Source organism: Emticicia sp. W12TSBA100-4 (assembly GCF_040253585.1).
Taxonomy (GTDB): Bacteria; Bacteroidota; Bacteroidia; order Cytophagales; family Spirosomataceae; genus Emticicia.
In genome coordinates this window covers 119379-131916 of the sequence record NZ_JBELAU010000010.1, presented here as the reverse complement: position 1 = coordinate 131916, position 12538 = coordinate 119379, and the positions used below count along the sequence as shown (strand labels likewise).

10 protein-coding genes are annotated in these 12538 nt (G+C 38.5%); 8 read left to right on the top strand and 2 right to left on the bottom strand.

Annotated elements, in window-relative coordinates:
- Positions 1–11 precede the first annotated feature (11 nt).
- The 3 genes from ABR854_RS15935 to ABR854_RS15925 all read left to right on the top strand — a co-directional run bounded on the left by ABR854_RS15935 (position 12) and on the right by ABR854_RS15925 (position 3793).
- A complete protein-coding gene (locus tag ABR854_RS15935; protein WP_350266418.1) occupies positions 12–1004 on the top strand; it encodes an aspartate-semialdehyde dehydrogenase in 993 nt (330 codons plus the stop codon).
- Positions 1005–1125: 121 nt separating this feature from the next.
- A complete protein-coding gene (locus ABR854_RS15930) occupies positions 1126–3183 on the top strand; it encodes a penicillin acylase family protein (RefSeq protein ID WP_350266417.1) in 2058 nt (685 codons plus the stop codon).
- 82 nt (positions 3184–3265) lie between these two features.
- Entirely contained in the window at positions 3266–3793 is a 528-nt protein-coding gene (locus tag ABR854_RS15925; protein WP_350266415.1) for an energy transducer TonB, read from the top strand.
- 40 nt (positions 3794–3833) lie between these two features.
- Here ABR854_RS15925 and purB read toward each other — a convergent pair whose 3' ends face one another.
- Positions 3834–5177: an adenylosuccinate lyase gene (gene purB, locus ABR854_RS15920; protein WP_350266413.1), complete on the bottom strand. Its 1344-nt coding sequence runs from the start codon at positions 5175–5177 to the stop codon at positions 3834–3836.
- 220 nt (positions 5178–5397) lie between these two features.
- Here purB and ABR854_RS15915 point away from each other — a divergent pair, with 220 nt between their 5' ends.
- Both ABR854_RS15915 and ABR854_RS15910 read left to right on the top strand, forming a co-directional pair.
- Complete coding sequence (locus ABR854_RS15915) at positions 5398–6111, top strand: MIP/aquaporin family protein (protein WP_350266412.1); 714 nt, start codon at positions 5398–5400, stop codon at positions 6109–6111.
- A 46-nt stretch (positions 6112–6157) separates the two neighbouring features.
- Positions 6158–8053 (top strand): beta-N-acetylhexosaminidase, encoded by a 1896-nt coding sequence (locus ABR854_RS15910; protein WP_350266410.1) that lies wholly within the window; start codon positions 6158–6160, stop codon positions 8051–8053.
- A 20-nt stretch (positions 8054–8073) separates the two neighbouring features.
- Here ABR854_RS15910 and ABR854_RS15905 read toward each other — a convergent pair whose 3' ends face one another.
- Positions 8074–9210 carry a carbon-nitrogen hydrolase family protein gene (locus ABR854_RS15905; RefSeq protein ID WP_350266408.1) on the bottom strand — a complete coding sequence of 379 codons (1137 nt, stop codon included), beginning with the start codon at positions 9208–9210 and terminating at the stop codon, positions 8074–8076.
- 145 nt (positions 9211–9355) lie between these two features.
- Here ABR854_RS15905 and udk point away from each other — a divergent pair, with 145 nt between their 5' ends.
- The 3 genes from udk to ABR854_RS15890 all read left to right on the top strand — a co-directional run bounded on the left by udk (position 9356) and on the right by ABR854_RS15890 (position 12422).
- Positions 9356–9976, top strand: a complete 621-nt coding sequence (gene udk, locus ABR854_RS15900; protein ID WP_350266407.1) for a uridine kinase — start codon at positions 9356–9358, stop codon at positions 9974–9976.
- Between the two features lie 124 nt (positions 9977–10100).
- Entirely contained in the window at positions 10101–10913 is an 813-nt protein-coding gene (locus tag ABR854_RS15895; protein ID WP_350266405.1) for a hypothetical protein, read from the top strand.
- An 81-nt stretch (positions 10914–10994) separates the two neighbouring features.
- Entirely contained in the window at positions 10995–12422 is a 1428-nt protein-coding gene (locus ABR854_RS15890) for a DASH family cryptochrome (protein WP_350266403.1), read from the top strand.
- Positions 12423–12538 lie beyond the last annotated feature (116 nt).

Sequence of the window (12538 nt, the reverse complement as noted above, 5' to 3'; positions counted from 1 at the left end):
ATTTTAAAAAAATGAAAATTGCAGTAGTTGGTGCAACTGGCTTAGTTGGCACTGAAATCTTGAAAGTATTGGCGGAAAGAAACTTTCCCGTTACCGAAATCATTCCTGTTGCTTCCGAAAAATCAATTGGTAAACAGGTTGAGTTTAAGGGTAAACAGTTTACGGTGGTAGGCTACGAAGATGCTATCAAGATGAAACCTGCGGTTGCGATTTTCTCGGCAGGTGGAAGCTCTTCTTTGGCTTTAGCACCCTTGTTTGCTGAGGCAGGTATTCCTGTAATTGACAACTCTTCGGCGTGGAGAATGGACCCAACTAAAAAATTGGTTGTTCCAGAAGTAAACGCAAACACGATTACGGCAGAAGATAAAATCATTGCCAATCCAAATTGTTCGACAATCCAGATGGTAGTGGTAATGAAGCCATTACACGATAAATATAAAATCAAACGTGTAGTTGTTTCTACTTACCAATCGGTAACTGGTACAGGTAAAGCAGCAGTTGACCAATTGTTTGCCGAGCGTGTAGGTGATGATAGCGTGAAGAAAGTTTATCCGCACAAAATCGACCTTAACGTATTACCACACATTGATGTTTTCTTAGACAACGGTTATACCAAAGAAGAAATGAAAATGGTAAACGAAACTAAGAAAATCATGGGTGATGATAGCATTGCAGTTACGGCAACTACCGTTCGTATCCCAACCGTTGGCGGACACTCAGAAGCAGTAAATATCGAATTTGAAAACGATTTCGATTTAGATGAAGTTCGCAAGATTTTGAGCGAAACCGAAGGTGTTATCGTACAAGACGATGTGAAGAACTTCGTTTACCCAATGCCAATCAATTCGCATGGAAAAGATGAGGTTTTCGTAGGGCGTATCCGTCGTGACGAATCTCAAGCCAATACATTAAACCTTTGGGTGGTTGCCGATAACCTCCGCAAAGGTGCAGCTACCAACGCCGTTCAGATTGCTGAATATATGTTGAAAGCAAATTTATTGTAAAACAACTTTCCAAGTTGTTAGTTCTCAAAGGGAAGGCATTTTAAATGTCTTCCCTTTTTGTTTCAAATATTATCAAAAGATTACATTTGTGCTAATCAAGCAATTACAATTCAACCTAACAATGAAAAAACTATTCTTAATTCTTCTTTTATGCTCTACGGGGGCATTTGCCCAGATAAATCCCGAAAACATTAAGATTGTGCGTGATAAATGGGGCGTTCCGCACATTTTTGCCAAAACTGACCCCGAAGTAGCTTACGGATTGGCTTGGGCAAATGCCGAAGATGATTTCAAAACTATGCAGCTCACACTTTTGGCAGGAAAAGGTATGGTAGGCCGCCACAAAGGAAAAGATGGAGCAACGGTTGATTACGTAGTGGCACTTTTGCGTTGCCGAGAAGTGGTAGAAGAGCAGTATGACAAAGCCTTATCGCCCGAATACAAAGCACTTATCGAAGGATATATAGCTGGAATAAACGCCTACGCAGCCAAACACCCCGAAGAAGTACTGGTAAAAGGTTCGTTTCCGACAACACCTAAAGAATATACCACCAGTACGGTGCTTTCGTTATCAATGATTTCTGGTGTTGATGTAGTTTTACAGAAAATTTTCAAAGAAAAAGTAAAAACACTCGATGATTTTAAAGCCGCAGGTTCTAATGCAATTGCAGTTCACAGTTCTAAAACAACTGATGGAAGTTCGTATTTGGCTATCAACCCACATCAGCCGCTCGAAGGCCCAGTAGCTTGGTATGAAGCTCATTTGTGCAGTGAAGAAGGCCTAAACGTACTCGGAGCATTATTTCCAGGTGGGCCAGTGATTTTTGTGGGTGCAAACGAAAATTTGGGTTGGACACACACCGTCAATTATCAAGATAAAGTCGATGTTTTTCAACTCGAAATGAATCCTGTCAACAAAATGCAATATAAATTTGATGGAAAATGGGAAACTTTAGAGCAGAAAACTGTGAAATTAAAAGTAAAAATGGGAGCGTTTACGATTCCTGTTAAAAAGGTGGCTTTATGGAGTAAATATGGTGCAACAATTCAGACTAAACAAGGTACTTTTTCGGTTAGATTCAGTGCTAATCAAGATATTCGAGGCATAGAGCAATGGTATAAGATGGATAAAGCCCGTAATTTTTCAGAATTTTATAAAGCCATGCAAATGACGGCTATCCCAGGTTTTAACACCATTTATGCCGACAAACGAGACACCATTTTTTATGTAAGTAACGGAAAAATTCCTTTCCGTGCCGAAGGCTACGATTGGAAAAATACAATTCCTGGTAATACTTCAAAAACACTTACCACTTCTTTTCATCCGCTGAAAGATTTACCGCAATACGTCAATCCTGCGAATGGCTATTTGTTCAATGCCAATCATACGCCTTTCAACGCAACTGGCGAGAAAGATAACCTAAAAGCCAAAGATTTCGACCAAACAATGGGTTATGAAGTCAAGGATAATAACCGCAGTATTCGTTTTCAAGAGCTGTTTTCGCAGTATGATAAAATCTCGTTTGAAGATTTAAAACGCATCAAATATGATGGACAGTTACCAAAAGGTAAACTTTATTTTCCAGCAAATACCGATGCCTTATTTCAATTAAATTCAAGTGAATATACTGATATACAACCTCTTATCGAAAACCTAAATACTTGGGATAGAAAAACGAATGTTGAAAGCAAAGGTGCAGCCATATTTTTGGTAATGCTTAACTATTTTACCGCCGAGTTAGGAAAAAGAGGCGATATGACCGATTATACAATTAATAAAGACGAAGCAGTTGCAGCTTTTCGCTATGTGAGTAGTTATATGAAAGAACATTTCGGGCGAACGGATATTGCACTCGGAGATTTACAAAAACTCGTGCGTGGCGACATCGAAAAGCCATCTTGGGGTTTGCCCGATGTCATCACGGCGATGCACACTCGACCGTACAAAGATGGTAAATTAAAGGTCGTACAAGGCGAGTCGTATATTGGATTAATTAAATTCCCGAAAGAAGGCCTACCCGAAATAGAAACGGTACTGAACTTCGGTCAATCGACTCATGCCGATAGCCCACACTTTGCCGACCAAATGGATTTATATTTGAGTCAGAAAACTAAAAAAATGACACTCGACAAAGCAGAGGTGATGAAAACTGCGGTGAAAACTTATTCGCCGAAGTGATAAATATAAAATGAGTTTTTTTGAAATCAGCTTGGTCTTTTATAGATTTACTTACAAATCCTACAAATTATCTCTGATAAATATGAAAAAACCATTTGTATTCGCCCTTCTACTTTTGAGTTTGCTTTATAGCAAATCGTATAGTCAAGTAATCAAAGACCCAATTGGACCAGTTTTTTATGCTTATGCATCTCAAAATATTAACTATCCTGTTGGTGCTATTAGAGGAAGCATTTATGGTCGAGTTTATGCATCTTTTGAAGTAAATTCAACAGGAAAAATAAAAAATGTCAATGTTATTTACCCATTGGTGAGCCAAAAAGTTAGTAAATCGTTGGGCTTTGAAAATGAAATTGTGAGTGGCTTATCTAAGATTCCTCAACTCAATCACGTAGAGGCAGGGAAGTATATTCTGCCAATTGCATTCGTTTACAAGAATATGTATTATGGAGATGTAAATTACCCTACAAATAGAATTTCGGAAGATTATTTCTCGAAAGATTTCAAATTTTTACAAGAAATTCAGATTACGGCTCGAAGTGACCAATATCGCTCGCTTCGACCCTACTCCAACGTTCCGCCAATGAGTAGGCAAATTGTTGAGTATTAATAAAAACGGCTCTTAGGTTTTTCTAAGAGCCGTTTTATTTTTATATCCCTGTATAATTAAAAGGTGAAATGCGTCGAAGTTCGTATTTTACTTTTTCACTTACATCAAGGGTGTCTATAAATTCTTTGATACGTTTTTCGGTGATTTTCTCATTTTTGCGAGTCAATTCTTTTAATGCCTCGTAGGGTTTCGGGAAACCTTCACGACGAAGAACTGTCTGAATACCTTCAGCCACAACCGCCCAGTTTTCTTCCAAATGGTGGTCGATTGCTTCTTGGTTGAGTTCAAGTTTGTTCATGCCTTTTAGCAAAGAATTTAAGGCAATAACCGTGTGTCCAACTGGCACGCCGAGATTTCTCAAAACCGTCGAATCGGTCAAGTCTCTTTGTAGGCGAGAAACAGGCAATTTTGCCGAAAAATGCTCAAAAAGTGCATTAGCCACGCCTAAATTTCCTTCGGCATTTTCAAAATCAATCGGATTTACTTTATGTGGCATGGCTGATGAACCTATTTCGCCCGCTTTAATTTTTTGTTTGAAATAACCCATCGAAACATATGTCCAAACATCACGAGAGAAATCAATCAAGATGGTATTGAGGCGTTTGAGGGCGTCAAACATAGCCGCCAACATATCATAATGCTCAATTTGAGTCGTTTTTTGGCTGCGAGAAAGTCCAAGCCAATCGTTTACGAAACTATTACCAAACGTCACCCAGTCGGTTTGTGGATACGCTACATTGTGAGCGTTAAAATTACCCGTTGCTCCACCAAATTTGGCGGCATAAGGTACTGCATTCAGCATTTCGAGTTGTTTCTCGATTCTTTCGCAGAACACTAACAATTCTTTGCCCAAGCGAGTAGGCGAAGCGGGTTGTCCGTGTGTGTGGGCGAGTAGTGCAATATCTTTCCATTGTTCGGCTAATTCGTGCAATTTTGCCAAAACCTGCTGAAAAGTTGGTACAACCTCAACAAGCATCGCTTCTTTCAACGATAATGGAATAGCAGTATTATTTACGTCCTGCGAAGTAAGTCCAAAGTGAATAAATTCTGAGTGTTGTCCAATTCCCAAAACTTCAAAAGCTTCTTTGATAAAATACTCAACGGCTTTTACATCGTGATTGGTTACTTTCTCTGTTTCTTTGATTTTGAGGGCATCTTCTTCCGAAAAATTTTCATAAATCACACGAAGATTTTTATACAAACCTTTATCAAAACCTTCGAGTTGTGGTAGAGGAAGTTCGCAAAGAGCAATAAAGTATTCAATTTCAACTCTCACACGATAGTGAATGAGTCCGAATTCCGAAAAATATTTTGCAAGATTTTCAATTTGTCGGCGGTATCGACCATCAACAGGAGAAATAGCGGTAAGGGTATTCAAAAGCATAGTTTTCAATTAATTATCTTTGGAAATTAGAAGTTTGGAAGATGGAAATTGGACTTAGTTGAGTGAAATCCCTTTAGAAAAGCCCTATTAGCTTCTCGCCATCATCCAGCATCAAACCTCCAACATCGAAATTCAAAGCACAAAGTTAAACCTATTGTGTGTTCTGACAAAATAAATTAACTTGCCAAACAATTTCAACCCTATAACAAACAAACCCTCAATGCAAACTTCAAACTTTATTGGCGAATTACTCGGTACTCTCGTACTAATTTTACTTGGCGATGGTGTCGTTGCAAATATTCTCTTAAAAGGCTCAAAAGGTGAAAACGGTGGCTGGATCGTTGTAACTGCTGCTTGGGCATTTGCTGTGATGTGCGGCGTATTTGTGGCTCAAAAATTTGGTAGCCCTGATGCACATCTCAATCCAGCAATTACGATTGCAATGGCCGTAAAAACGGGCAACTGGGCAAATGTTGCTCCGTTTATTGCCGCTCAATTGATTGGTGCATTTTTGGGTGCTACACTCGTATGGCTTGCTTATCTTCCGCACTGGGCAATAACCGAAGATAAAGGAGCAAAACTGGGTGTTTTTGCCACTGCTCCGGCCATTAGAAATACTACTGGTAATCTTATTTCCGAAATCATTGGTACAATCATATTAATTGTTGTGTCAAGTTCGTTTACAGCCGATTTACCTAATGGATTTACCCCTTACTTGGTTGGCATGCTGGTTTGGTCAATTGGTTTATCTCTTGGTGGGCCAACTGGGTATGCCATCAATCCTGCACGTGATTTAGGCCCACGCATTGCACACGCTGTTTTGCCAATTTCGGGAAAAGGAACGAGTGACTGGAGCTATGCTTGGATTCCTGTTGTGGGCCCAATCATTGGTGGTATTTTGGCAGTACTTTTCTTAAATGCGTTCAATATTTAATTTAACATCCCATTATCATTACCCCGATATATAACATTCATTCATCATGAAGCGACTACTTATTATTTTATTGAGTTTGGCATCGACCGCTTGGGGGCAAAATACATACAGTATTATTCCACAGCCCGACACACTTATTGCTCAAAATGGCACATTCGTAATTAGTAGTGAAACCAGAATAATTTTACAAACAAACGATGCTCCAACGGCAGCAGTGGCGAAACTTCTTTCGAGTCAGGTAGCACTTACTACTGGAATGAAACTTTTTACTGAGGTTTCACTTCCAAAAGTGCCAAGAATTGACCCAAAAACCAAAAAAGCAATTCCTGTTCCGCCAATCACAAATGCAATCTTGTTCGTAAAACCAACTCGCCCAATGCCAGAGGACAACTACGAACTTTTGGTTGAGCCAAACCTCGTAACCATCACAGCAAGTGCTTCTCAAGGATATTTTTATGCTCTTCAAACGCTATTTCAGTTGCTACCCGCCGAAATTTATAGTTCGGCCAAAGTCAATGGTTTACAACTAAAAATACCTTGCGTAAGTATTGTTGATAAACCACGCTACGAACACCGTGGTTTTATGCTTGATGTGGGTCGTCATTTTATGCCACTTTCTTTTGTAAAAAAAACAATTGATTTATTGGCTATGCACAAAATGAATGTTTTGCATTGGCACCTAACCGAAGACCAAGGTTGGAGAATAGAAATTCTGAAATACCCTCGCCTTACACAAGTTGGTTCGGTACGTTCTGAAACAGTTGAAGGCAAAATGAATTATAATCAACCGCTAAAATTTGATGGAAAAGAACATTCTGGTTTTTATACACAAGATGAAATCAGAGAGGTAGTAAGATATGCTCAAGAAAAATATGTAACTATTATTCCCGAGATCGAAATGCCCGGCCACGCTTTGGCGGCTTTAGCGGCATATCCAGAATTGGGCTGTACGGGCGGGCCTTATGGTGTTGCCAAAATTTGGGGTGTAATCGAAGATGTTTACTGCCCTACCGAAAAGACTTTTAAGTTTATTGAAGATGTGCTGACCGAAGTAATGGAACTTTTCCCGAGTAAATATATCCATATCGGTGGCGATGAATGTCCAAAACTTACGTGGCAACGAAGCAAATTTTGTCAAGATTTAATGAAAGCCCAAGGTTTGAAAGATGAACACGAACTTCAAAGCTATTTTATTAAACGCATTGATAAGTTCTTAACCTCAAAAGGCAGAAAACTAATGGGTTGGGACGAAATTTTAGAAGGTGGGCTTTCGCCGAATGCTACGGTTATGTCGTGGAGAGGCGTGCAGGGCGGAATCGAAGCTGCCAAACAAAAACATGATGTGGTCATGACACCAAATTCATACGTTTATATTGATTATTACCAATCTCACGCCATAACTGAGCCTTTAGCGATTGGCGGTTTCTTGACTTTGGAGAAGGTTTATTCCTACGAACCAACTCCTTCGGAACTAAAACCAGAAGAAACAAAGTATATTTTGGGAGCTCAAGTAAATCTTTGGACAGAATACGTTTCCACTCCCGAACACGCCGAATATATGACATTCCCTCGTGCGTGTGCTTTATCGGAAGTGACATGGACACCATCCATCAAGAAAAACTTTACTGATTTTGGGCGTAGATTAGAAACCCACTTCAAGAGGTTAGATGTGCTAAATGTAAATTATGCCAAAAGTATTTTTGATGTAAAAGAGACGTCTACCCCTAATAAAAACACACAAACAGTTGAGGTAAAACTTGAACCTTTCGTGCGTGATGCACAGGTACGGTATTCGCTCGATTTCTCGAAGCCAACTTCCAACTCCCCTATTTTTGTACCGCAGACATTCAATAAGCTGACTACCGTACGAGCAGCCATTTTCAGAAATGGCCAGCAAATTGGTAAAGAATTTGTAAAAACTTACAGAATGCCTGATAAATAAGATAGAAGTTAATTTAGGCTTCACAGCCATAAATTCACCAAAGCCGCTTTGCAAATGTGTTGAGTGGCTTTGGCCGAATCATTCAAAATAATTGTTGAGCCATCTGCACCCAAATCCCAGATATTTCCTTGCAGAAATACGTTTATACCTTTTTTTACTCCAGCTTCATTTTTTGCTCTTTCGGCCATTGCGTGTTTTACCCAAGCTTCACCAAGTGTTAGTTTTCCAATACTTCCTTTAGCATCAGCTGGTGTTTCAGCACCTGAATAGCCAGTCCATTTTTTATTCCAATTACCATAACCATTTGAGTACGAAGGTGTTACCACAAAATCAACGCCTTTTCGTTTCAAAACTTTATACGATTCCGAAAACCAAGCATCGGCACAAACCAATACACCCATTCGCCCGATAGAAGTGTCAAAAACAGGAATTTCTTCGGGTTTGGCTGGACAAACAAACGATAGCTCATCGGCAGTAGGAAAGGCTTTTATAATCAAGTTTGAATTGAGTTTTCCTTTTGAATCAAATACCATTGAAGTATTATAAAGCAAACCACCATTTGTTTTCAAAATACCACCTTCAACACTTGGATTGGGTAATAAAATCGAACCTGCTACGATTGTAACAGCATATTTTTGGGCTAATTCAGAGAAAACTTTCTGATATATTTTTGCCATTTCAATAGCTTTCATGGCAAATGCTGCATATTTGACCTTATCTTTTACTTCATTGGGTGCAGAAACGAAAGTTTTCGTAAACTTCCCAATATTACTTAGCACCATTGTTTGCAAGCCTTCTTCTAAAGTTTGGGTTTGATATAAACTTTCCTTTTCGTTAGCAGCCACCAAAAAAGTACCGATATATTCAGGAAAAACTACTACCGTCTTTTCCGAAATTAGTAATTTGTTTTTCTGGGCTTCAATCAAATAAAATTCAATTTTTTGCTTAAAATTAGCTTCCGAAGCATAATCTACGGGTGTCATAAATGCTTGAACACCAAGAATATTTCCCTTTGCGGTTGAATCTCCGTAAGACTCTACCTCATCAATTTTAAATATTGGTTGTAGTGATGTACTTTTGTTTATACTTGACCAAATCAGATAAACTCCCACCAAAACCAGTAAGATAAATAGTATCGTTTTGAAGATTTTTTTCATAGTTCGTTATTTTTATGGGCAATTCTCAAAATATTATGTCCAAATTCCTGAGCCTTTTCTTAATTTTGTTTTAAAATTGCACAAACAAGTACCATTGGGCAACATCAACAATAAAATAATTTTTAAAGAAGACTGGGCATAAAACATGACAGAACCTTACATTGTCGGTATCACGGGCGGAAGTGCATCGGGAAAAACATATTTTTTACATCAATTACTGGGAGCTTTTTCAGAAGAAGAAGTTTGCCTTATTTCGCAAGATAATTACTATCGTACACAAGAATTTGTGCCGAAAGACCAAAATAACATAGAAAACTACGACCTTCCTGAAGCCATTGATTTTGATTTATATGCCCAGCATATCAACGACCTCAAAAATGGCAAAACCGTTCAGCACAAAGAATACGTTTTTAATAACCCGAATGTCGTTCCAAAAATCTTGACCTTCAAGCCAGCACCAATCATTGTGGTTGAAGGAATCTTCGTATTTCACTCGCAAGAAGTATCAAAATTGCTCGATTTGAGAGTTTTTATTGATGCCCGTGAGCATATTAAAATCAAACGCCGCATCATCAGAGATAACAATGAGCGTGGCTATGACCTAACCGATGTGCTATATCGTTGGGAAAATCACGTAGCTCCTACTTACGAAAAATACATCGAACCAACCAAATACAGTGCCGACATCATTATCAATAATAATTTACATTTCGAAAAAGGATTAGATATTTTGACTTCATTTCTCAAAACGAAACTCCCGAAGTGAATCTTTGATTTTTCATCAAAAGAGTAGTTTTCTGCATGAAAGCTACTCTTTTTTATTTAAAAACAGGCACGTTTTTTGCTTAAAATTGTCAAAGTTCGCTATTGAAATTTTCAATTCTATACAAATGAAACGTATTATATCCTTCGCATTAGTGGCTCTTATCGGAGCTGTTATTTCATGTAAAAAAATTGATGACGAAGGTATCACGCCGCAGCAAACCTCGCAGTTGGCCAAATGCCCGCTCAAAAATATCAATTCAGACAAAGGTACGCCCATTGCATCTTTTGAATATACGCTCAATCGTATCAAACGAATTATCAACAAAGAAGATGGCGAAGTCGATGCTATTTTTACGTATAATAACAAAAATCAAATCGAAAAAATGACCATTTCTAATGGAAATGCCTTAGAAACTTATACCGTGACTTACGTTTATGATGTAACGACGGGGAAAATTTCCAAAACTCGGACTTCCGTGAAGGATTATGAATTTCAAGTCAATGATTTTGTGTATTCGGGCGATAAACTAACGAGAATCAATACAACGCTAAATATTTTTGGATACAACGTAAAAGGAACTTCACGTGTAGAATACCTAAATGATAATGTTTCAAAGGTTTTTATAAAAATGGACGGAGAACCCGAACTTTTAGCGTATGAAGGTCTAAATTACGACACAAGAGCTCAGTTTTACCCTGATGGCTATCGCACAATGGCGTACGGTTTTATCGGAATCGCAAACAGTTATTTTGCATTTTTCGGCAAAAACAATCCTACTTCTATCAAAATCTATGATGATAATGGCAAAGTAGATGAAGCAATCGAAACGGCTTATGAATACAATCAAACAGGCATTCCCACCAAAGGTACAAAGACCATCACAAAAGGCGAAAACAAAACCACACAGACCGTAGCATACCAATATATGTGTAATTGAGTTGGGATAAGATAAACAAAGTCGAGAGAAAAACTGTTACTTTTGCAACAGCAAATTTTCCTATCAGTATAAATTTTTCTTATGCAAAATATTCTTTTCTGGTTCAGAAACGACTTACGACTTCACGACAACGAGGCACTTATACAGGCAACCAAAGCAGGAAATGTGATTCCTGTTTATATTTTTGATGAACGCCAATTTCTCGACACCCCGCTTGGTTTTAAGCGTACAGGGGCATTGAGAGCAAAGTTTTTAATCGAATCGGTTCAGAATCTTCGTCAAAATCTACAAAAAATTGGGTCAGATTTAGTCATTAAAATTGGTAAACCCGAAGAAATTTTGGCTAAAATGGCAGCCGACCTTCAAGTAGCGGCAGTTTACGCCAGCAAAGAAGTTACTCAAGAAGAAACCACCATCGAAGCGAGCCTTTCAAAAAGGCTCAAACCGCTCAATATCGAAATCGAATTAGTCTGGATTGCCACGCTTTATCACGCCCGTGATTTACCTTTTCAAATAAATTTTTTGCCTGATGTTTTTACCGAATTTAGAAAAAAAGTAGAGCGTTCAGCAAAAATACGTTCAACTTTCGATGCTCCGAAAAGTCTTCCTAAAGTAGAAAAAACGATAGAACTGGGAGAGATTCCGACGCTGAAAACTCTTGGTTATGAAAACGTTAAATCCGATAAACGTTCAGTGTTGACTTTTCAAGGAGGAGAGACTGCCGCTCAATATCGACTGGATGAATATTTTTGGGACAATGATTTACTGAAAACCTATAAAGAAACCCGAAACGGACTCATTGGAGCAGATTATTCTTCTAAATTTTCGGCGTGGTTGAGCTTAGGTTGTATTTCGCCACGAACAATTTATGAAGAAGTAAAAAAATATGAAAAAGAAGTAACTGCCAACGACTCAACCTACTGGTTGATTTTTGAGCTTATTTGGCGTGATTATTTCCACTTTATAGCCTTGAAGTTTGGTACTCGAATCTTCAAAACAAGTGGCGTAAGAAACGATTTAATGAAACCATGGAAGCGTGATAAAGTCAGATTTGAAAAATGGGTAAAAGGCGAAACAGGTGTGCCATTTATTGATGCCAATATGCGAGAATTACAGCAAACTGGCTTCATGTCAAATCGTGGACGCCAAAATGTAGCCAGTTTTTTGACCAAAGATTTGGGTATTGATTGGACTTGGGGAGCTGCTTATTTCGAGAGCCAACTCATTGATTATGACGTTTGTAGCAACTGGGGAAACTGGAATTACGTGGCGGGCGTTGGCAATGACCCACGAGAAGACCGCTACTTCAATATTGGTCGCCAAGCCGATATGTATGATAAAAAAGGAGAATACGTAAAACTTTGGCTACCCGAATTGGCAAAAATTCCTGCCGAAAAAGTACATTTTGCAGGCCTTTTGAGCCATGATGAGCAAAAGAAGTATGATGTGACACTGGGCGTAGATTATCCGAATCCAGTGATTGATGTAAAGAAATGGTTAAAGTCTTAAAAAACTTTCTGTAATCGACACTAAAAATATCCGCTTGCTGAGTTTTTTATCCATTTATAACATTTAGGCACTTGCATATCATTTTCAAATCATTACATTTGAATCAAAATTTAACC